20 protein-coding genes are annotated in these 21,639 nt (G+C 63.2%); 16 read left to right on the forward strand and 4 right to left on the reverse strand.

Translation table 11 applies throughout. The features are described 5' to 3' along the window. Nucleotides 1–20: 20 nt before the first annotated feature. From AWB74_RS13295 to AWB74_RS13310, 4 genes are all read left to right on the forward strand, one after another. Entirely contained in the window at nucleotides 21–647 is a 627-nt protein-coding gene (locus tag AWB74_RS13295) for an alpha/beta hydrolase (protein ID WP_061147218.1), read from the forward strand. 396 nt (nucleotides 648–1,043) lie between these two features. Then, nucleotides 1,044–2,258 carry a D-alanyl-D-alanine carboxypeptidase family protein gene (locus AWB74_RS13300; RefSeq protein ID WP_061147333.1) on the forward strand — a complete coding sequence of 405 codons (1,215 nt, stop codon included), beginning with the start codon at nucleotides 1,044–1,046 and terminating at the stop codon, nucleotides 2,256–2,258. 10 nt (nucleotides 2,259–2,268) lie between these two features. Next, on the forward strand, nucleotides 2,269–3,192 hold the full coding sequence (locus tag AWB74_RS13305) for a D-amino acid aminotransferase (RefSeq protein ID WP_061147219.1): 924 nt from the start codon (nucleotides 2,269–2,271) through the stop codon (nucleotides 3,190–3,192). A gap of 11 nt (nucleotides 3,193–3,203) precedes the next feature. Further along, a complete protein-coding gene (locus AWB74_RS13310; RefSeq protein WP_061147334.1) occupies nucleotides 3,204–3,512 on the forward strand; it encodes a DUF493 family protein in 309 nt (102 codons plus the stop codon). Here AWB74_RS13310 and AWB74_RS13315 read toward each other — a convergent pair. After that, a complete protein-coding gene (locus AWB74_RS13315; protein WP_061147220.1) occupies nucleotides 3,496–4,449 on the reverse strand; it encodes a transcriptional regulator GcvA in 954 nt (317 codons plus the stop codon). The genes AWB74_RS13310 and AWB74_RS13315 overlap by 17 nt on opposite strands. Before the next feature lie 122 nt (nucleotides 4,450–4,571). Here AWB74_RS13315 and AWB74_RS13320 point away from each other — a divergent pair, with 122 nt between their 5' ends. From AWB74_RS13320 to AWB74_RS13350, 7 genes are all read left to right on the forward strand, one after another. After that, nucleotides 4,572–4,898: a DUF2917 domain-containing protein gene (locus tag AWB74_RS13320; RefSeq protein ID WP_061147221.1), complete on the forward strand. Its 327-nt coding sequence runs from the start codon at nucleotides 4,572–4,574 to the stop codon at nucleotides 4,896–4,898. 93 nt (nucleotides 4,899–4,991) lie between these two features. Next, nucleotides 4,992–5,756, forward strand: a complete 765-nt coding sequence (lipB, locus tag AWB74_RS13325) for a lipoyl(octanoyl) transferase LipB (protein WP_061147222.1) — start codon at nucleotides 4,992–4,994, stop codon at nucleotides 5,754–5,756. Continuing rightward, entirely contained in the window at nucleotides 5,753–6,739 is a 987-nt protein-coding gene (lipA, locus tag AWB74_RS13330; protein ID WP_061147223.1) for a lipoyl synthase, read from the forward strand. Before lipB ends, lipA begins: the two co-directional genes overlap by 4 nt. A gap of 157 nt (nucleotides 6,740–6,896) precedes the next feature. Then, on the forward strand, nucleotides 6,897–7,928 hold the full coding sequence (locus AWB74_RS13335) for a virulence RhuM family protein (RefSeq protein WP_061147224.1): 1,032 nt from the start codon (nucleotides 6,897–6,899) through the stop codon (nucleotides 7,926–7,928). A 356-nt stretch (nucleotides 7,929–8,284) separates the two neighbouring features. Further along, on the forward strand, nucleotides 8,285–9,574 hold the full coding sequence (locus tag AWB74_RS13340) for a dicarboxylate/amino acid:cation symporter (protein ID WP_061147225.1): 1,290 nt from the start codon (nucleotides 8,285–8,287) through the stop codon (nucleotides 9,572–9,574). Between the two features lie 28 nt (nucleotides 9,575–9,602). Then, the gene (locus tag AWB74_RS13345) at nucleotides 9,603–11,603 is read left to right on the forward strand and encodes a sensor histidine kinase (RefSeq protein ID WP_407642438.1); all 2,001 of its coding nucleotides are present in this window, start codon (nucleotides 9,603–9,605) and stop codon (nucleotides 11,601–11,603) included. Nucleotides 11,604–11,622: 19 nt separating this feature from the next. Continuing rightward, nucleotides 11,623–12,963: a sigma-54-dependent transcriptional regulator gene (locus tag AWB74_RS13350; protein WP_061147226.1), complete on the forward strand. Its 1,341-nt coding sequence runs from the start codon at nucleotides 11,623–11,625 to the stop codon at nucleotides 12,961–12,963. A gap of 51 nt (nucleotides 12,964–13,014) precedes the next feature. Here AWB74_RS13350 and AWB74_RS13355 read toward each other — a convergent pair whose 3' ends face one another. Then, nucleotides 13,015–13,554, reverse strand: coding sequence for a peroxiredoxin family protein (locus AWB74_RS13355; RefSeq protein ID WP_061147227.1), 540 nt, complete (start codon nucleotides 13,552–13,554; stop codon nucleotides 13,015–13,017). Between the two features lie 135 nt (nucleotides 13,555–13,689). On the opposite strand from AWB74_RS13355, the gene AWB74_RS13360 reads away from it, so the two are divergent. Next, entirely contained in the window at nucleotides 13,690–14,256 is a 567-nt protein-coding gene (locus AWB74_RS13360) for a hypothetical protein (RefSeq protein WP_235024563.1), read from the forward strand. Between the two features lie 377 nt (nucleotides 14,257–14,633). On the opposite strand, the gene AWB74_RS13365 is transcribed toward AWB74_RS13360, so the two are convergent. Together AWB74_RS13365 and AWB74_RS13370 are read right to left on the reverse strand one after the other, a co-directional pair. Continuing rightward, nucleotides 14,634–16,178, reverse strand: coding sequence for a YifB family Mg chelatase-like AAA ATPase (locus AWB74_RS13365; protein ID WP_061147229.1), 1,545 nt, complete (start codon nucleotides 16,176–16,178; stop codon nucleotides 14,634–14,636). A 95-nt stretch (nucleotides 16,179–16,273) separates the two neighbouring features. After that, nucleotides 16,274–16,540 (reverse strand): accessory factor UbiK family protein, encoded by a 267-nt coding sequence (locus AWB74_RS13370; protein ID WP_061147336.1) that lies wholly within the window; start codon nucleotides 16,538–16,540, stop codon nucleotides 16,274–16,276. Between the two features lie 445 nt (nucleotides 16,541–16,985). On the opposite strand from AWB74_RS13370, the gene AWB74_RS13375 reads away from it, so the two are divergent. The 4 genes from AWB74_RS13375 to gshB all read left to right on the forward strand — a co-directional run bounded on the left by AWB74_RS13375 (nucleotide 16,986) and on the right by gshB (nucleotide 21,433). Next, nucleotides 16,986–17,324, forward strand: coding sequence for a P-II family nitrogen regulator (locus tag AWB74_RS13375; RefSeq protein WP_014190273.1), 339 nt, complete (start codon nucleotides 16,986–16,988; stop codon nucleotides 17,322–17,324). Between the two features lie 43 nt (nucleotides 17,325–17,367). After that, entirely contained in the window at nucleotides 17,368–18,834 is a 1,467-nt protein-coding gene (locus AWB74_RS13380; RefSeq protein WP_061147230.1) for an ammonium transporter, read from the forward strand. Nucleotides 18,835–19,124: 290 nt separating this feature from the next. Continuing rightward, nucleotides 19,125–20,414, forward strand: coding sequence for a glutamate--cysteine ligase (gshA, locus tag AWB74_RS13385; RefSeq protein WP_045450259.1), 1,290 nt, complete (start codon nucleotides 19,125–19,127; stop codon nucleotides 20,412–20,414). Nucleotides 20,415–20,476: 62 nt separating this feature from the next. After that, the gene (gene gshB / locus AWB74_RS13390; protein ID WP_061147231.1) at nucleotides 20,477–21,433 is read left to right on the forward strand and encodes a glutathione synthase; all 957 of its coding nucleotides are present in this window, start codon (nucleotides 20,477–20,479) and stop codon (nucleotides 21,431–21,433) included. Nucleotides 21,434–21,639: the final 206 nt, after the last annotated feature.

The raw sequence follows: 21,639 nt of genomic DNA on the forward strand, positions 1-21,639 counted from the left end.
AAGCACGCATAAGAGCACGCATGAACGCGCAAACCGAAAAATTCCTCATCGACGGCCCGGTCGGCAAGATCGAATGCGCGCTCGATCGCACCGATTCGGCCCCGCGTGGCATTGCGCTCGTCGCGCATCCGCATCCGCTCTTCGGCGGCACGATGGACAACAAGGTCGCGCAGACGCTCGCGCGCACTTTCGTGCAGCTCGGCTACACGACGTACCGCTCGAACTTTCGCGGCGTCGGGCAAACCAGCGGCGAACATGACAACGGCATCGGCGAGCAGGACGACCTGCTCGCGCTGATCGACCACATGCGCGCGCAGCCGGGTCAGGCCGATGCGCCGATCGTGCTCGCGGGCTTTTCGTTCGGCACGTTCGTGCTGTCGCACGTCTCGAAGCGCATGCTTGAAGCGGGCAAGGAAATCGAGCGCATGGTGCTGGTCGGCACGGCGGCGAGCCGCTGGGACGTCGCGCCCGTGCCCGACACCACGCTGGTGATTCACGGCGAAGTGGACGATACCGTGCCCATTCAATCCGTCTACGACTGGGCGCGCCCGCAGGAATTGCCCGTTGTCGTGATTCCGGGCGGCGAGCACTTCTTTCATCGCAAGCTGCATATTCTGAAGCGCGTGATCGTCGATGCATGGCGGTGAGCGGCGCAAGCTATTCGAAGGGCTTTGCGCGTGCATCGATTGCGATCGGTAAAAGCGGCTAAGCGCAGCCTGAAAAACGTTAAAACGCGCTGCAAAGGCGCAGATTCAAAGGAAACGGCGAGCGGCCCGCGCGTATAATGGCGCAGATTTTTTACGCTGTTTCCGGCCTCGCGGTGCGCTAGTTCAAGCGTCTCGCGGTCTTCGGAACTCTGGCTTTCGAGAACCGTTTTCGCGTCCGTCTGTCGAACGAGCGCTTTTCTCCGCGGCGCCACGCGTGCCGCTGTCATGGCGAAAAGCCCGACCAACAGCGACGGTCTGCCTGTTCAACCCGTGCTTCGCCGATTTTCCGATCCTTATCGGCATCGTCGCAGCCTGCTTTTTCCGCCGATCGATCCTATGCGCTTTATCCCTTCCGGCTTGTCTCTTCCGTCTGTTTCCGCTTCTGTTTCCGTTCGCGCAAAAACCGCTATTGTTCTGCCCGCCCTGCTGGTGGCCGCGAGCGCGTTCGCGCAAGTGCCGCCGCCCGACGTGACCGCGCGCTCGTGGGTGCTCGTCGATGCAACCAGCAATCAGGTGCTCGCGTCCGGCAATCCCGACGAGCGCGTCGAACCGGCGTCGCTCACGAAGCTGATGACCGCGTATCTCGTCTTCGACGCGCTCAAGTCGAAGAAGATCAACATGGATCAGACCGTCATGCCGAGCGAGGCCGTGCGCCGCGTGCGCACGGACGAGTCGCGCATGTTCATCGAGGCGAACAAGCCGGTCACGGTGCACGATCTCGTGTACGGCATGATCGTGCAGTCGGGCAACGACGCGGCGATCGCGCTGGCGGAACTCGTCGGCGGCAGCGAAGGCAACTTCGTGACGCTGATGAACGCGGCCGCGAAGCGCATCGGCATGAAGCACACGAATTTCGCCGATGTGAACGGCATGCCCGATCCGCAGCACTACACGACCGCGGGCGACCTCGCCGTGCTCTCGACGCGCCTCATCCGCGACTTCCCCGAGTACTACAGCATCTTCTCGGTGAAGGATTTCACGTACAACAAGATCAAGCAGCCGAACCGCAATCGCCTGCTGTGGCTCGATCCGACCGTCGATGGTCTCAAGACCGGCCACACGAAGGCCGCCGGCTACTGCCTGATCGCGACCGCGAAGCGTTCGCTTGCCGGCACACCCGACGCAAGCCGCCGTCTCGTCGCCGTGATGATGGGCGAGCCGAAAGAGCACAACCGCGTGCAGGACAGCCTGAAGATGCTGAACTACGGCTACACCGCGTATGACGCGGTGCGTCTGTACAAGGCCGATCAGGTGATCGAATCGCCGCGCGTATACAAGGGCGCGACCGACAACGTGCAGGCGGGCGTCGCGACGGATCAGTACATCACCGTGCCGAAGGGTCTCGGCGACAAGGTCAAGCCGACCGTCACGCACAACGATCTGATCGTCGCGCCGATCAAGAAGGGCCAGCAGGTCGGCACCGTCAAGATGATGGCGGACGGCAAGGAAGTCGCGCAGTTCCCGCTCGTCGCGCTGCAGGATGTGCCGGAGGCGGGCATGTTCGGCCGCCTGTGGGATTCGGCGTTGCTGTGGTGGCAAAAGCGTAAGTAAGGAGCGAGCGATGAGTCACGCCGAAGCATTCGATCCGGTCGTCTATCTGAACGGCGAGTGGGGGCCGCTTTCCGAAGCGCGCATTCCCGTGCTCGACCGCGGGTTCATCTTTGGCGACGGCGTGTATGAAGTCGTGCCGCTCTACGCGCAAGCCGATGGCGCGCGCCTGCCGTTCCGCCTCAGGCAGCATCTCGCGCGCCTGAATCGCAGTCTCGGCAAGATCCGCATCGACAATCCGTTCGATGACGCCGGCTGGCGCGCGCTGATCGATCGCGTGATCGAAGCAAACGCCAGCGCGGGCGATGCGCTCGTCTACATTCAGGTGACGCGCGGCGTCGCGAAGCGGCGTGGCCACGCGTTTCCGGCGGGCATCACGCCCACGGTGTTCGTCATGCTCGGCCAGCTCGTGTTTCCGAGCGCGGCGGATCGGGCGCGCGGCGCGGTAGCCGTGACCGCCGAAGACAAGCGCTGGCTGCATTGCGATATCAAATCGGTGTCGCTGCTCGGCAACGTCTTGATGGCGCAGCACGCCGCCGAGAACGACGCGCTCGAAACCATCCAGTTGCGCGACGGTTTGCTGACCGAGGGATCGTCGTCGAACGTGTGGGTCGTGAAGGGCGGCACGCTGCTGGGCGCGCCGCGCGGACCGCGCATTCTGGAAGGCATCCGCTACGGATTGATCGAGGAGCTGGCGCGCGAAGCGGGTATCGCCTTCGAGGAGCGCGATATCACCGAAGCCGAATTGCGTTCGGCCGATGAAATCATGATCAGCTCGGCGACGAAGGAAGTCATGCCGATCACCACGCTCGACGGTAAAAGCGTCGGCGACGGCCGTCCCGGTCCGGTCTATGCTGCACTGTACGACGCCTACCAGCGGGCCAAAGCGCGCGAGTTCGCGGAGGAAGCCGCGCGTGCCAAATCAGGCAAGAAGTGAAGGAGAACGCCATGACTGACAAGCCACAATCCACTGACCCCACCGACAGCGCGAAGCACAGCGCCGACGAGCTCTTCGACTTTCCCTGCGATTTCCCGATCAAGGTGATGGGCAAATCGCATCCGGAATTTCACGACACGATCGTCGGCGTGCTCAAGGCGTTCGACCAGGATTTCGACGCATCGCGCGTCGAGTCGCGGCCGTCGTCCGGCGGCAACTACACGGGGCTCACCTGCACCGTGCGCGCGCAGAATCGCGCCCATCTCGACGATATCTATCGCGCGCTCACCGGCCATCCGATGGTCAAGGTAGTGCTTTGAGCTTGCCCGCGAGCGCATCGCACACCGCCGGCGTGCGCTCGTAGAGCAGCCTGAACTGCTCGGCTTCATCGAAAATCCATTCCCTGAACGCCTGCACGCGCTTGGTCTGAAGGAGCGCCGTCGGGCACACGAAGTAGTATTTCCACGGACTCGGGCCGTCGACGTTGAAAAGCCGCACGAGCCGCCCCGCGCCGATTTCCTGCATCGCGAGCGAGCGCCGCACCAGCGCGATGCCTTGCCCGTCGATGGCCGCCTGCAGCAGATTCGACGAATCTTCATACAAGACGCCGCGCTTCGGTTCGGGCACATCCGTGAGGCCGGCCGCGTCGAACCACGGGCGCCAGAGCTCGTCGTCGGAGCGCAACAGCGGCAGCGTGGCGAGATCACGCGGCGCGCGCGGCAACTCGCCGCCACGAAAATTCGGCGCACAGGCCGGAAAGAACACTTCATCCATCAATTCCTCCGCGTGCAGCCCGGCGTACTTGCCGAAGCCAAAGCGAATCGCTACGTCTGCGTCGTCGCGATGGAAGTCGATGAGCGCGCTCGTCGTCAGCAATTCCAGATCGATGTCCGGATGCTGCTCGATGAATCTGCCGACGCGCGGCGTCAGCCAGCGCGCCGAAAACGACGGAATCGTCGAGACGATCAGCCGCCGGTCGCGATCGCCCGAGCGGATGCGGCGCGTCGCTTCCGCCAGCGCGACCAGCGCCGCGCGCACTTCGCCGGCGTATTGCCTGCCGCGATCGGTCAGGCGCACGCGCTTGCCGTCGCGCGCGAACAGCGACACGCCGAGCTCGGCTTCCAGCGCGCGAATCTGATGACTGACCGCGCCGTGCGTGACGAAAAGCTCGTCGGCGGCGCGGGAAAAGCTCTCGTGACGGGCGGCGGCTTCGAAGGCGCGCAGCGCGTTCAGGGCGGGAAGCTGGCGGAGGTCCATGTGGATTGTCGGCGTTGTCGTTGTCAATACAGCTCACATAGCAGTGAAAATTGATCGTTTTGCCTGATGCCTTGCCACGCCTAGGATTGTAGTCATCGAAACGTTCCCAGGCGGAGTGGATCATGCGAGAAATATCAACAAGCGTCACCTTTGAAATCAAGCCCGGCGAAACCGTGCCGATGCGCATCGCGCGCGGCACGAAGCTCTCGGTCAACGGCAACCCGGTGTGGGCGACCCGCAGCAACGACATCGAGGATTACTGGCTCGTTCCCGGCGACAGCCTCAAACTGCGCGAACGCGAGCGGCTGTGGCTGTCGGTCGAGGGCGACCGTCCGGCGTATGTCGTCTTCACGATCCTGCCCCGTTGCGACGAACGCGCGATGCACTGGCTTTCGACGCGCATCGAGCGCCTCGCGCGGCGTTTCGGTTCGGGCTGGAGGACGGTCTGAGCGGGTTTGACGTCAACTATTCGAAATTGCCATCGAAGGCATGCGAATTCACCATCGGCGGGCATGGGGCTATTTCGGTAAACTACCGGCACCATGTCCGCCACACCGCTCGCAGTCCCACAAGAAATTCACGACGCGCCCGACACCGTGCTCAGTTCCGGTGATTATCCGGTCGCGTTGCGCTGGCGCGGCCTCGAGCCGTACGGCCAGAGTTTCGGCGCGATGCGCGCTTTCACCGACGGCCGCACGCCCGACACGCCCGACGAAATCTGGCTCGTCGAGCATCCCCCCGTATTCACGCTCGGCCTCGCGGGCGATCCGGCGCACCTTCTGCTCGCCGGAAGCGGCATTCCGCTCGTCAAGGTGGATCGCGGCGGACAGATCACGTATCACGGACCGGGCCAGATCGTCGCTTATCTGCTGATCGATTTGCGCCGTCGCAAGCTGATGGTGCGCGAGCTGGTGCGCCGCATCGAAGAGGCCGTGATCGAAACACTCGCGACGTATAATCTGGCGACCGATCGCAAGGCTGGTGCGCCGGGCATCTACGTGGCGCGGCCTCCTCAACGTGCGAACGATCGTATTCAAACGCATGAGGGCGCGAAGATCGCTGCGCTCGGACTCAAGATTCGCAACGGCTGCAGTTATCACGGCGTGAGCCTGAACGTGAACATGGATTTGCAGCCGTTCCTCGCCATCAACCCGTGCGGCTACGCGGGACTCGAAACGGTCGACATGGCGACGCTCGGCGTCGCGGCCGACTGGCGCGACGTAGCTCTCCTGCTGGCCGGTCGGCTGGCACTTCAAATCGGCGGCCTTCCCGCAACTGCCGCTGCAACAACCGGATCGACCGAATGACTGACGCAACCGCAAACCTCGCCGGCGACGCTGCCGCTCCTGCTTACGACGCCACTGCCAAGCAGAAGGCGCAAGCGAAGACGTCGCGCATTCCGATCAAGGTCATCCCGATCGAAAAGCTGAAAAAGCCGGAGTGGATTCGCGTGCGCACCGCGACGGGCAATTCGCGCTTCAACGAGATCAAGAAGATCCTGCGCGAGCACAGCCTGCATACGGTGTGCGAGGAGGCGAGCTGCCCGAATATCGGCGAATGTTTCGGCAAGGGCACCGCGACGTTCATGATCATGGGCGACAAGTGCACGCGCCGCTGCCCGTTCTGCGACGTCGGCCACGGCCGCCCCGATCCGCTCGATCCGGACGAGCCGATCAATCTCGCGCGCACCATCGGCGCGCTGAAGCTGAAGTACGTGGTGATCACGTCCGTCGATCGCGACGATCTGCGCGATGGCGGCGCGGCGCATTTCGTCGAATGTATCAAGCACGTGCGCGAGCATTCGCCGGAGACGCGCATCGAGATTCTGACGCCGGATTTCCGCGGCCGTCTGGATCGCGCGATCAACATCCTGACCGCCGCTCCGCCCGACGTGATGAACCACAACCTCGAAACGGTGCCGCGCCTGTACAAGGAAGCGCGTCCGGGTTCGGATTATCACCATTCGCTGAAGCTGCTGAAGGACTTCAAGGCGCTGCATCCGGAAGTCGCGACGAAATCGGGCCTGATGGTCGGCCTTGGCGAGACGGAAGAGGAAATTCTTCAGGTGATGCGCGATCTGCGCGCGCACGATGTCGACATGCTGACGATCGGTCAGTATTTGCAGCCGTCCGAGCATCATCTGCCGGTGCGGGCTTACGTGCATCCGGATACGTTCAAGATGTACGAGGAAGAGGCGTACAAGATGGGCTTCACACATGCTGCCGTCGGCGCGATGGTGCGGTCGAGCTATCACGCGGATGAGCAGGCGCATGGGGCAGGGGTGGTTTGATATTGCCGCTTGCGGTGGATTGGAACAAAACCCACGGGAGACCGTGGGTTTTTTGTTGGCGCGAGCCATTCACCGATCTGCTAACTCGTCCAACTCGTGTTGAATCTGGGGCAACCGCGGATGAAGATACGCTGTTGTATCTCATGGAGCTTTGATAATGGTTGGACAACCCTCGCAGGCAGACGTAGTGCTGTATGAAACAGAAGACGGCAGAGCCAGGTTCTTTCTCAGAGCCGATGACGGCTCAGTCTGGCTTTCACAAGCCGAGCTTGCCGAGCTTTTCCAGTCAACCCCGCAGAACATTACTCAGCACGTTCGATCGGTCTACGCTGAAGGCGAGCTCATCGAGGAGGCAACTTGTAAGCGCGGCTTACAAGTTCGAAGCGAAGGAGCGCGCGAAGTCCGCCGTACAGTCCAGTTGTATAACCTGGACGTCATCCTTGCGGTCGGCTATCGCGTGAAGTCGCAACGTGGAAGGCAGTTCCGGCAGTGGGCGACGGCTCATCTGAAGGAATATCTGACCAAAGGCTTCGTCATGGACGACGAACGCCTGAAAGGCTCCGAACAATCGGATTATTTCGACGAGCTTCTCGAGCGCATCCGGGACATTCGTTCTTCGGAAAAGCGTTTCTATCAGAAGGTGCGCGACCTTTTCGCGCTTTCAATCGATTATGCCGACGACGCTGAGTCCACCCGCCACTTCTTCGCCGAAGTTCAGAACAAACTGTTTTTTGCTGCCACGGGCCACACCGCAGCAGAACTGATCGTGGAACGCGCGGACGCGGACCAGCCGAACATGGGCCTGACGTCATGGAAAGGCGGGCGTGTGCGCAAGGGCGATGTGACGGTGGCGAAGAATTACCTGAACAGCGAAGAACTGCGCGATCTCAACCGCATCGTCAGCCTGTTTCTCGACTTCGCCGAATTGCGCGCGCGCCAGAGACAGAACCTGCGCATGAGCGATTGGCGAAACTACGTCGATAGCTTCATGACGTTTAACGAGCAGCCGCTCCTGCAAGGGAATGGTCGAATGAGCCAGACATCGATGAGCACGATGGTGGCGGAGTTGTACGAGAAATTCGACGTGACTCGACGCAAGCTGGAAGCACGCGATGCCGACGACGCCGATCTGCGCGAGCTCGAAGCAATCGATAAGCAACTGAGGAAACGGAAGCAGGATTCCGTCTGACCGCCCACTTCCTTCCAGAACCCCGGACACCCCTATTCCGGATTTCCGGAAACTCAGATTCCGCCTAAACTCATCGCCATAAATACCTCGACAGATCAAAGGCTTACAAATATTGAAACCTGGCATCGCCCTTGCGATATAAGCGGCACGGCCACCGAGCCGCCCATAAAAGTTTAGGAGACAAGCCGATGACCCCTCTCGCATCCCAACGTCCCTGAATCCGTCGACGAAGCGGCTATCGCTTACGCGACGCGATTCTCCCGTGCGCATCCCACAGAAGCATCGCGCACTGAAAAAGCGTCCACGCTCGCCGCTGGCACCCTTCCGCCAACAGCCTGTCATTGCCTGGAACCATCGTGAAAAAACCTCTCCATAAAGTCCTGTACGTGCAGGTGATCGTCGCCATCATCATCGGCATCGCGCTCGGGCACTTCTATCCGACACTCGCCACCGACATGAAGCCGCTCGGCGACGGATTCATCAAGCTCATCAAAATGGTGATCGGGCCGATCATCTTCTGTACCGTCGTAACCGGCATCGCGGGCATGGAGGACATGAAGAAGGTCGGACGCGTCGGCGGCAAGGCGCTGCTCTACTTCGAAATCGTGTCGACGTTCGCGCTCATTCTCGGCCTCGCCGCGACGCACCTGCTCAAGCCCGGCGTCGGCTTCAACGTCGATCCGGCCACGCTCGATCACAAGGCCGTCGATTCCTTCGCGACGAAGGCGCACGGCCAGAGCACGGTCGACTTCTTCATGCACATCATCCCGGACACGCTCGTGTCGGCGTTCGCGCAGGGCGAAATTCTCCAGATCCTGCTGATCGCGCTGCTGTTCGGTTCGGTGCTCGCGCATATCGGCGAGCGCGGCAAGGTCGTGACGAACTTCATCGAAGGTCTGTCGAGCATTCTGTTCGGCATGGTCGGCATCATCACGAAGCTCGCCCCGATCGGTGCGTTCGGCGCGATGGCGTTCACCATCGGCAAGTACGGCATCGGCTCGCTGCTGCCGATGCTCAAGCTCGTCGGCACGTTCTATCTCACGTCGATCGTCTTTGTCGTGTTCGTGCTCGGCGCGATCGCACGCATGGTGGGCTTCAACATCCTGAAGTTCGTTGCGTACATCAAGGAAGAGATGCTGATCGTGCTCGGCACGTCGTCGTCGGAAGCCGCGCTGCCGCAACTGATGCTCAAGCTCGAAAAGCTCGGCTGCTCGCGCTCGGTCGTGGGTCTCGTCGTGCCGACCGGCTATTCGTTCAACCTCGACGGCACCAACATCTACATGACGATGGCCGTGCTGTTCATCGCGCAGGCGACCAACACGGACCTCACGTGGGGCCAGCAGTTGACGCTGCTCGCGGTGACGATGCTCACGTCGAAGGGCGCGAGCGGCGTGACCGGCGCGGGCTTCATCACGCTCGCGGCGACGCTCGCCGTCGTGCCGACGATTCCGCTCGCGGGCATGGTGCTGATTCTCGGCATCGACCGCTTCATGAGCGAGTGCCGCGCGCTGACGAACATCGTCGGTAACGGCGTGGCGACGGTCGTCGTGTCGGCGTGGGAAAAGGAGCTCGACCGCAGCAAGCTGAGAGCGGCGTTGTCGCGCGATGTCGACGTGACCGACCCCGAAGAAGCGAAGTCGGCCTAAGCACGTTCGGCAATCGGACGACGCGATCATGCAAGCGGCGAAGCCTCAGTCTGCGAGTGCTTCGCCGCAGTCGTCTGCGGCGTCCTCGAAGCCTTATCCCGAAGGCGCGTATGACACAATGACAGATCCTCATCCGCGGGAATCTGCTCACGTGACGCGCCGCATCCTCGTGTTCTTCGCGCTCTTCGCCGCGCTCGTGGCGTGCTGCGCGCTCACGTGGTACATCGCGTGGCGAAGCGGCATCGACGAACTCAGGCTCAATGCCGCCGCGCGCGTCGATCGCACGACGAACACGCTCAAGAGCACGCTCGACCGTTACGAATATCTGCCGTATCTTCTGTCGCGGCATCCGGTCGTGCAGAACGCACTCGATCATCCCGATCCGGCCAACGTCGAACGCGCGAATCGCTATCTCGAAGACCTCAACGCGCGCGCGCATGCGACCGTCACGTATCTGATCCGCGCGAACGGCCTCAGCGTGGCCGCGAGCAACTGGAACGGCGCGGACAGTTTCGTCGGCGTGGACTACAACTTCAGGCCGTATTTCGTCGATGCGATGAGAGGCGGCGTCGGCCGCTTCTTCGGTATCGGCACGATCTCGACCGAACCCGGCTATTACATCTCGCAGCCCGTCTATCGCGACGGCACGAAAGAGATTATCGGCGTCGCGGTCGTGAAGCTCAATCTCGAATGGCTGCAAGGCGCCGATGCGTCCGAGCCGCTCATCGTCACCGATGATCACGGCGTAATTTTTCTGTCGTCGGTGCCGGCGTGGAAATATCACACGGTGCGGCCGCTGCCGCAGAACATCGAAGCGTCCGTCTACGCAACGCGCCAGTACGCACAGCAGGCGATCACGCCGCTGCCGATGACCATCGTGAAAACGCTCGAAGGCGGCGCGCAGATCGTGCGCGTCGGCGGCGGGCGGGACGGGCACCGTGCGCCGGCCTATCTCGCGACGCATCGCTCGATCGGCGAGCCCGAGTGGCAATTGATCACGATGGCCGCGCTCGATCCCGTCGAAAGCGCCGCGCAGAACGCGGTCATCGTCACGGCGCTCGTGTTCGTGTCGCTGTGCCTGCTCGCGTTCTACTGGCGCATGCGGCGCACGCGCGTGCGCGACATGATCCGCAGCCGCGAGTTGCTGCAGACCGCGTATGCGGAACTGAATCAGCGCGTCGCGGAGCGCACGGCGGACCTGTCGGAAGCGAACGCGCAACTCATCCGGGAAGTGAACGAGCGCACGCGCGCCGAACAGGATTTGCGCGCCGCGCACGACGAACTCATTCAGGCAAGCAAACTCGCCGCGCTCGGCCAGATGGCGGCCGGCATCACGCACGAACTGAATCAGCCGCTCGCCGCGCTGCGCAGTTTCTCCGACAACACGCGCGTGCTGATCGACCGCGGCGATCAGGCGGCGGCGCGCGAGAATCTGGAAGCGATCGCGTCGCTGACCGAGCGCATGGGCAACATCACGAATCAGCTGAAGCTCTTCGTCACGAAGGCGCGGCCGAAGAACGCGCGCGCCGACATTGCGCGCGCGCTGCGCAACGTGTTCTCGATGCTGCGTCCGCGCATGAAGGACGTCGCGATCGAAGTCGCGCCGGAACTCGCCGATGGCGCCGCGCCGATCTTCGCGCGCTGCGAGGATCTGCGGCTCGAGCAAGTGTTCATCAACTTGATCGGCAATGCGCTCGATGCGGTCGCGTCGTGCGACAGGCCGCGCATCGTCGTCGAACTGGAAGCGCGCGATGACGCGATCGAGATCGTCGTGCGCGACAACGGTCCCGGCATTCCCGCCGACGCGCTGCCGCGTCTTTTCGAGCCGTTCTTCACGACGAAGGAAATGGGACACGGCCTCGGTCTCGGTCTCGCGATTTCATCGGCGATCGCGCGCGATTACGGCGGCTCGCTCGTCGCGCGCAATCGTGTCGCGCCGATCGTCGCGGACGGCCCCGAAGGCGGCACGCAAGCCGACGCCGACGGCTCGTACGGCGCAGAATTCGTGTTGACGCTGCGCCGTGCGTAACACATCGCTGGAGTAACACATGAGCACCGGTTTGCAGGTGATCTTTATCGAAGACGACGAACTCGTGCGCCGCGCGAGCGTGCAGAGTCTTCAGCTCGCGGGATTCGACGTGACGGGGCACGGGAGTGTCGAAGCCGCCGCGCGCGCGATCGACGCGAGTTTTCCGGGCGTGATCGTGAGCGATATTCGTCTGCCCGGTGCGAGCGGCCTCGATCTGCTCGCGCAATGCCGCGAGCGCGCGCCCGAAGTGCCGGTGATTCTCGTCACCGGCCACGGCGATATCTCGATGGCCGTGCAGGCCATGCGCGACGGCGCGTACGACTTCATCGAAAAGCCGTTTGCTTCCGAGCGTTTGATCGAAGCAGTGCGACGTGCGCTGGAGCGCCGGTCGCTCGTACTAGAAAATCAGGCTCTGCGGCGCGAGCTCGCGGGGGCGGGGCGAAGCCGCATCATCGGACGAAGTTCTGCGATCGAGCAGGTGCGGCGGCTGATCGCGAACGTCGCGCCGACGGACGCTTCCGTACTCATCAACGGCGATACGGGCGCGGGCAAGGAACTGATCGCGCGCAGCTTGCACGAGATGTCGCCGCGCCGCGACAAGCCATTTATCGCGGTCAACTGCGGCGCGCTGCCCGAGCAGATGTTCGAATCGGAGATGTTCGGCTACGAGGCCGGCGCGTTCACCGGCGCGCAGAAAAAGCGCATCGGCAGGCTGGAGGCAGCGTCGGGCGGCACGCTCTTTCTCGATGAAATCGAGAGCATGCCGCTTTCCTTGCAGGTGAAGCTGCTGCGCGTGCTGCAGGACGGCGTGCTGGAGCGGCTCGGTTCGAATCAGCCGGTGCGTGCGAATCTGCGCGTCGTCGCGGCCGCGAAAGGCGACATGAACGAGCACGTCGCCGACGGCACGTTCCGGCGCGACCTGCTGTACCGGCTGAACGTCGTGACGATCACGCTGCCGCCGCTGAACGAGCGCCGCGAGGATATCGTCCCGCTCTTCGAACACTTTCTGCTCGATGCCGCCGTGCGCTACGAGCGGCCCGCGCCGCTCATCACGGACCGTCAGCGCGCGGAGCTGATGCAGCGCGACTGGCCCGGCAACGTGCGCGAGTTGCGCAACGCGGCGGATCGCATGGTGCTCGGCATTCTGGATGACGGCGGCGCGGCGTCGCTCGATACCTCGACGCAATCGCTCAAGGAACGCACGGAGCAGTTCGAGCGCGTGGTGATCGCGCAGGCACTGGAGCAGTGCGGCGGCGCCGTCGCGGTGGCGGCGGACCGGCTGCAGCTCGGCAAAGCCACGCTGTACGAGAAGATCAAAAGGTATGGGATCGCCGTGAAAGGCGATTCCGATCGCTCATGAAAAACGCCCGCTGATGCGGGCGTTTCCTGTGTGCTGTGTCGGATGTCGGGCTCAGGCAGCCGAACCGAGCGCCTTGTCGAGCAGTTGATCCAGCTCCGCGAAAGTCGGTTCGCCGACATAGCGCTTCAGAATCTTGCCGTTCTTGTCGATGACGAAAGTCGTCGGCGTCAGTTGCACGTTGCCGAACTGCTTCGCGGCGCTGCCGTCGTCCATCGCGACCTTGAACGGCAGGTTGCGCGTCTGCGCGTAGTTGCTCACGTACATCGGCGCGTCGTAGTTCATCGCGACCGCGACGAACTCCAGGCCGCGGCCCTTGAACTTGTTGTATGTGTCGATCATCTGCGGCATTTCCTTCATGCAGGTCTCGCAGCTCGTCGCCCAGAAGTTGACGAGATAGACCTTGCCCTTGAGATCGCCGGATGTCGAAATTTTTTGTCCCGAAAGCAGCGTAAACGTGGCGTCGGGCGCTTTCTGCTGGCCGCCGAAGGCGAAATACCCGGTACAGGCGATCACGCCCGCGACGAGCGCCATGACGATATAGCGCAGCGGGCTCTTGGCGCGCGTGGAAGTGTCTTGCGTGGCTTGGGACATGTGGAACCTCGGAATGCTCTCCGGCCGAACGGAGACTGCTGCATATTTTAGCGCCAATTTCGCGATGGGTTCATGACGCGCCGATAAGCCCGGCATCGCAGCGCGATAATGATGGTTTTCACGCATCCGTCTGTCATGAAACGAGCTTTCACGCTTTTTCGTCTGAAAAATATCGCGCGCGCGACGCTGTGCGCATCGATCGCATGCGGCGCGCTGCTCGCGTGTACGCCGTCATACGACTGGCGCACCGTGATGAATAACGACGATGGTTATGAAGTCACGCTGCCGGCCAAGCCGCGATCGGACGAACGCAAGATCGACATCGCCGGCCAGTCGATGACGATGCGCATGCAAAGCGCCGAAGCCGGCGATGCCGTGTTCGCGGTCGGCACCGTCGTGCTGCCGAGCGCCGATCCGGCCTTGCAGCGCGCGACGCTCGAGTTCCTCCAGCAAGGCCTGGCGCGTAACGTGAACGCGAAGCCCGAAGCGCGGGCGACGCAGTTCGACCTGGCCGCGGGCGGCCGCGTGACGGGCAGCGAGATGAGCCTGAAAGGAGAGAGCGGCACGAAGCGCGAGTCCCGCACCATCCAGGCGCGATTCGTCGCGCGGGGTGCACATGTCTATCAACTCGCGATCGTGTCAGACAAAGCGCCGCCGCAAGAGCAGACGGATCAATTCTTTACGTCCTTCAAACTCTTTTAGAGGGACACCTCGAATTCAGCGATTACTGACTTAAGAAGCGCCTTAGGCCATTCTCAAGAGCCAAAGTTTCTTCGTAAGTTAACGCGCTAATTCGCGGATTCATATGGACTTTTTCCGCTATCCACAATGTCTGTGGATAACTATGTGGAAAACAGTGTGCGGTAGCGCCCAAAAGCCCGCTTCATACGGTTTACGTTACTTTGCCTCCGTTCGCGGCAAGTTAAATAGTTCAATAAAATCAATAATCTGTGAAATGAGTGCAAATCGGGGTGGTGGCTGGACCGGAAAGTGGTGCGGAGCGCTTCATTGTGCATAAGTCAAGTCTTGACAAGCTCGTTTCCGGTAAGCAGGGCTCGGACCAACTGTGCGTGCAGGCTTCAAGCACTCGCGAGCGAACGGCGGTACTGCACGGCCTCGGCGACGTGAGAGACGTCGGGCATCTCCGAACCGGCGAGGTCCGCGATCGTTCGCACGACCTTCAGCACCCGGTAATACGCCCGCGCCGACCAGCCGAAGCGCTCGCCCGCTGCACGCAGCAACGCCTCGCCGGCCGGGTCGGGGCGGCAGACGTCATCGGCTTCGCGGCCATTCAGTTCGCGATTGGTTTTGCCCTGACGCCGCGCCTGTATGTCGCGGGCGGCCGCGACGCGCGCCGCGACCATCGCGCTCGATTCGCCGCGCTCCGCACCGCGCGCCGACAGTTCGGCAGGCGATAGCGCCGGCAGCTCGATTTGAATATCGATGCGGTCCATCAACGGCCCCGACAGCTTGCGCAGATAACGCGCGGCGACATCGGGCGAGCAACGGCAGCGCCCGCCCGGATCGCCGCGCCAGCCGCACGGGCACGGATTCATCGCTGCAACGAGCTGGCAGGCGGCGGGAAAGTCCGCTTGCTGCGCGGCGCGCGAGATCGTGATCTGCCCGACTTCGAGCGGCTCACGCAGCGTTTCGAGCACTTTGCGATCGAATTCCGGCAGCTCGTCCAGGAATAAAACGCCGAGATGAGCGAGCGTGATCTCGCCGGGCTGCGGCGGATTGCGCCCGCCGACGAGCGCCGCCGCACTCGACGAATGATGCGGCGCGCGAAACGGCCTTCGCCGCCACTGCTCGGGCGTGAAGCCGACCGCGCTCGCGGAGAGGATCGCGGCGGAGGTGAGCGCTTCGTCGTCGCTCATGGGCGGAAGCAGCCCCGGCAGACGCGCGGCGAGCATGGACTTGCCCGCGCCGGGCGGGCCGATCATCAGCAAATGATGACCGCCGGCCGCCGCGACTTCGAGCGCGCGCCGCGCCGCCGGATGACCGATGACGTCAGCGAGATCGGCGGACGACGCGGCCATCGGGGGAAGCGTCACGGCTTCGATCGGCCGCAGGCGCGCATCCGGCACGCCGTTGAGATGCGCGCAGAGCGTCGGCAGGTCCGCCGCGCCGAACACGTCGATGCCGGGCACGAGCGCTGCCTCGGCCGCGCTCGCGAGCGGCACGTAGATTTCCGGGATGCGTGCGCTTGCCTCTCGCATCGATGCGTAGTGGCGCGCCGCGCCGCAGACCATCGCGAAGGCGCCGCGCATCGGACGCAGCGCGCCGGTCAGCGAAAGTTCGCCCGCAAACTCGCGATGCTCGAGCGATTCGGCCGGAATCTGCCCGCTCGCGGCGAGAATGCCGAGCGCGATCGGCAGATCGAAACGGCCGGATTCCTTCGGCAGATCGGCGGGCGCGAGATTGACGGTGATTCGGCGCACGGGAAAGTCGAAGCCGCAGTTCTGGAGCGCGGCGCGCACGCGCTCGCGGCTTTCGCGGACTTCGAGATCGGGCAGACCGACTATGGAAAACGACGGCAACCCGTTGGCGAGATGGACTTCGACGACGACTTCGGGCGCGCGCCCAGGAGCGGGCGCGCGGCTGCGTACCACGGCAAGCGACATGATTTCACCTGAAACGGCGCTTCGATCGCGCCGGCAATAAAACTAGAAACTCACGGCTCGCTAGCCGAGGTGTGCGATAGGCGTTTCCGGCGCCTTTAGTCTTGCGCGGCGGAGCCTCCGCCGGTCGCGAGACGCTGCTCCAGTTGCGCGACGCGCTTTTCGAGTTCCTCCAGACGGGCGCGGGTGCGCACGAGCACCTGCGTCTGCGTGTCGAATTCCTCACGCGTGACGAGATCGAGCTTCGAGAAGCCTTGCGACAGCATCGCCTTCATGTTCCGTTCGACATCTTTCGCGGGCGAATTCTTGAACAGCTCGCTCATCTTCTGCTGCAAGTCGTTGAACACGTCGTTGGGCTGCTTCATCGTTTCTCCCTTCTTGCACAAAAAAAGTGCATTCGTTGTTAGGTCAGTGCCCCGAAATATCGAATGTTCGAAATTGGTGCGCGCCGCCTTGCGACCGCCGCGCACCTCGAAGCACCTTTGAGGCGCCGCGATTTTAGCGCTGCCGCGCCCTCGCGTTGTCCGCCCATGCCCTTTTTACGGGACCTCCAGACCACTCTAGCAATGAACCTACCCCGACGCCAGCACGCGGAACGCACGTTGGCCGTTCGGCCGACCCTTCGCACGAAGGTTTCCGTAAAGACGCGCAAACCCGCATGAATGCTCGCTTGGCATACGAGTTGCATAAATGGCGCGCGGCTTTTCAGCACGCTTCTCTGAGCGGCCCGGCAGGGCGGACGTGGCGGTAACACCCAGCGCATCCCGCTTTAGAAGGCATCGAAGGACCACACCATAGCGAGAGGGATACATGAAGCTCATTACCGCAATCATCAAGCCGTTCAAGCTGGACGAAGCGCGTGAAGCGCTGTCGGCCATCGGCGTCTCGGGCATCACGGTGACCGAGGTGAAAGGCTTCGGCCGGCAGAAAGGGCACACCGAGCTCTATCGGGGCGCGGAGTACGTCGTCGACTTCCTGCCGAAGGTGAAGATCGAGGCGGCCGTGTCCGACGACATCGTCGATCAGGCGATCGAAGCCGTCGAGCGCGCCGCGCGCACCGGGAAGATCGGCGACGGGAAGATTTTCGTCACCGCGATCGAGCAGGTCATCCGCATCCGCACCGGCGAGACCGGCGCCGACGCGCTCTAACAAGAAATTGGCGACGAATTTTCGTGATAGGGGAACCAGAAGAATGCGTAACTTTTTGATGTCACTGTGCATGGCGGGCGCGCTGCTCGGCGCGGATGTCGGCACTGCGCTCGCCCAGGATGCGTCCGCGCCGGCCGCAGCCTCGGCGCCTGCATCGTCGGAACCCGCTGCAAGCGCGCCCGCAAGCGCCAACACGGCGATGGCGTCGTCGGCGGAAGCTGCCGCGGCCGCTTCGGGTGCATCGGACGCCGCGCCTGCCGCGCCGACCGAGCCGTTCATGGTCGATTCGTCGAAGATCAGCTCCGGCGACACTGCGTGGATGCTGACCTCCGTCGCGCTCGTGCTGTTCATGACGATTCCCGGTCTCGCGCTCTTCTATGCCGGCATGGTCCGCAAGAAGAACGTCCTCGCCACCGTCATGCAAAGCTTCGCGATCTGCTGCCTGATCACGATTCTCTGGACCGTCGTGGGCTACAGCATCTCGTTCACGCCGGGCGGCTCGTTCATCGGCGGGTTCTCGCGGGTGTTCCTGCACGGCATGGCCTACATCAAGGGCGACAAGGCGACGACGCTCACCGTGAGCCATCTCGCCTCGACGATTCCGGAGTCGGTCTACTTCGCGTTCCAGCTGACCTTCGCGATCATCACGCCGGCGCTGATCACCGGCGCGTTCGCCGACCGCATGAAGTTCTCGGCGATGCTCGTGTTCATGACGCTGTGGTCGCTGATCGTCTACTCGCCGGTCGCGCACATGGTCTGGGAACCGACCGGCTGGCTGGCATCGGCAGGCGTGCTCGACTTCGCGGGCGGCACGGTGGTCCACATCAATGCCGGTATCGCGGGCCTGATGTGCTGTCTCGTGCTCGGCAAGCGCGTCGGCTACGGCCGTGAAGTGATGGCGCCGCACAATCTCGTGCTGTCGCTGATCGGCGCATCGATGCTGTGGGTCGGCTGGTTCGGCTTCAACGCGGGTTCCGCGGTCGCAGCCGATGGCCGCGCCGGCTTCGCGATGCTCACGACGCAGATCGCCACCGCGTTCGCGGCGTTCGGTTGGATGTTCGCGGAGTGGATCACGAAGGGCAAGCCTTCCGTGCTCGGCATCATTTCGGGTGCGGTCGCGGGTCTGGTGGCGGTGACGCCGGCTTCGGGCTTCGTCGGCGTGACGGGCGCGATCGTGATCGGCATCGTCGCGGGCGTGGTCTGCTTCTGGTCGGCGACGTGGCTCAAGCACAAGTTCAACTACGACGATTCGCTCGACGCGTTCGGCGTGCACGGCGTGGGCGGGATCATCGGCGCTTTGCTGACGGGCGTGTTCGCGGTGAAGGATATCGGCGGCTTCGATGGCAGCATCCTCGTGCAGGCGAAGGGCGTGCTCGTGACGCTGGTGTACAGCGGCGTCGTGAGCTTCATCCTGCTCAAGGTCATCGACATGACGATGGGCCTGCGCGTCACCGAAGAAGAGGAACGCGAGGGCCTCGACGTCACGTTGCACGGCGAGCACGTCGAGTAACGAGTTCGCCGCAACCGGCGCGTCGCGAGAGGGCGCGCCGGAACGGCCAAGCAACGAGCGCAGCGATTTTGCCCGCCTTCGAAGGCGGGCATTTTTTTGGCCGATGCATTTTCGCGGGTTTCGTCAGGCGCGGAGGCCAAAGCTATCGCGCAGGCGCCGTGTGGCACCGGCCGGGAAACCTTGTCGATTGGTGGTTCATCCCCAGTTAGGCAAAGCAATTGCTCTACAATCTTTCCCTCCCGGTGTCGACCAGAGTCGGCGCTGGCCCACGCAAAGCTCGCGAGAAATTCATGGTTCCGCACTTAGTTACGGCGTTAAGTGGCCCGCTGCTCGACCTCGAGCGGAAAATTCTCGAGGCCATGCCTGCTATCGAGCGGTGGTTCCGGCTCGAATGGCAAGAGCACACGCCGCCGTTTTACTGTTCCGTCGACCTGCGCAACGCGGGGTTCAAGCTCGCGCCCGTCGATACCAATCTCTTCCCCGGCGGCTTCAACAATCTGCCGCAGGAAGTGCTGCCGCTCGCGGTGCAGGCGGCGATGGCGTCCATCGAGAAAATTTGCCCCGACGCGAAGAATCTGCTCGTCATTCCCGAGCGCCACACGCGCAACGCCTTCTATCTGGAAAACGTCGCGCGGCTCGCGCTGATCATGCGGCAGGCGGGGCTGCACGTCCGCTTCGGCACGCTCGACGAGAACATTCACGGCCCGGTGACCATCGCGCTCGCGGATGGACAAAAGATCGTGCTGGAGCCGCTCGAACGCACGCCGCGGCGTCTCGGACTCAAGAACTTCGATCCTTGCTCGATCCTGCTCAACAACGATTTGTCCGCCGGCATTCCGCCGGTGCTGGAAAATCTGCACGAGCAATATCTGCTGCCGCCGCTGCACGCGGGCTGGGCCGTGCGCCGCAAGTCGACGCATTTTTCCTGCTATGACGACGTCGCGAAGAAGTTCGCGAAGATGGTCGAAATCGATCCGTGGATGGTGAATCCGTATTTCGCGCACGTCGAAGGTGTCGATTACGAAGCGCGCACGGGCGAGGAAGCGCTCGCGGAAGCCATCGACGGCGTGCTCAAGAAGATCGCGAAGAAGTATCGCGAGTACGGCATCAGCGAGCGTCCGTACGTCGTGATCAAGGCGGACGCCGGCACCTACGGCAAGGGCGTGATGACCGTGCACGACGCGAGCGAGGTCGCCGCGCTGACCAAGCGCGAGCGCACGAAGATGAACGACGCGAAGGAAGGCCTGCAAGTCCACGACGTGATCGTGCAGGAAGGCGTGCATACCTTCGAGCGCGTCGAGGAAGCGGTCGCCGAGCCGGTCGTGTATATGATCGACCGGTATGTGGTCGGCGGGTTTTATCGCGTGCACGAGTCGCGCGAACGCGACCAGAATCTCAACGCGCCGGGCATGCATTTCGTGCCGCTCGGTTTCGAGCACACGGCACTGCCCGACACGCACGCGAAGCCCGGCGCCGCGCCGCCGAACCGCTTCTACATGTATGGCGTGGTGGCGCGTCTCGGGCTGCTGGCGGCATCGGTCGAGCTCGAGAAGACCGATCCCGAAGCCATTCAGGTGTGATCAGGTGTGAAATTGCGGCTTGCGGTAAGCTCGCAGGCCGCGCACCGAACTAGCAAACTGCCATGAACATCCTCTTTATCGCCGATCCGCTCGATCGCTTCAAGATCTACAAGGACACGACCTACGCGATGATGGCCGAAGCCGCGCGGCGCGGCCACGTGCTCTACGCGTGCGAGCCGCAGCATCTCGCGTGGACCGGCGCAAAGGTCGAGGCCAGCGTGCGGCGTTTCGCGATCGTCGGCGACGAAGCGAACAGTGATCGCTTGCCGTGGTACGCGGCCGAGCAGGCCGAGCATCTGCCGCTCACGCATTTCGATGCCGTTCTGATGCGCAAGGACCCGCCGTTCGATCTGGAATACGTGAATGCGACCTGGCTGCTGGAGATCGCCGAGCGCAACGGCGCGCGCGTCTTCAACAAGCCGCAGGCGATCCGCGATCACTCGGAGAAGCTCGCCATCGCGGAATGGCCGCAGTTCGTCACGCCGACGCTCGTCACGCGCGACGCCGCGCGCCTGCGCGCTTTCCACGCCGAACACGGCGACGTCATCCTGAAGCCGCTCGACGGCATGGGCGGCATGGGCGTGTTCCGCGTGAAGGCGGACGGAATGAATCTCGGCTCGATCGTCGAGATGCTGTCGGAAGACGGCGCGCGCACGGTGATGGCGCAGAAGTTCATTCCCGAGATCAAGGACGGCGACAAGCGCATCCTCGTGATCGGCGGCCAGCCGGTGCCGTATTCGCTCGCGCGCGTTCCGCAGGGCAGCGAAGTGCGCGGCAATCTGGCGGCGGGCGGTCTCGGCCGTGCGCAGCCGCTGTCGGCGCGCGATCGTGAAATCGCCGAAACGCTCGGACCGGTGCTGCAAGCGCGCGGCCTGCTGCTGGCCGGGCTCGACGCGATCGGCGACTATCTGACCGAAGTCAACGTCACGAGCCCGACCTGTTTCCGCGAGATCATGGATCAGACCGGCTTCGACGTCGCGGGCATGTTCATCGACGCGCTCGAACGCGCGGCGCAATAAGTCTGTCGGCGCACGGAACGCGTCCGGACGCCGCGTCAGACTCACTCCGAAGGGACTGTTAGAATTGATGTCCCGGCGCACGGGGTTTTGGGGCGCAATCGTGTCTCGATACTCGTCGGGTAACTGAGCCGCAAGGCGGTTGATTTCCGCCTTGGCAGCATCCACCTTAGCTTTGTGTTCCGCGCCGCTCGCGCGCTTTCGAGCGG

It is taken from the genome of Caballeronia arvi (assembly GCF_001544695.2).
GTDB classification, from domain to species: domain Bacteria; phylum Pseudomonadota; class Gammaproteobacteria; order Burkholderiales; family Burkholderiaceae; genus Caballeronia; species Caballeronia arvi.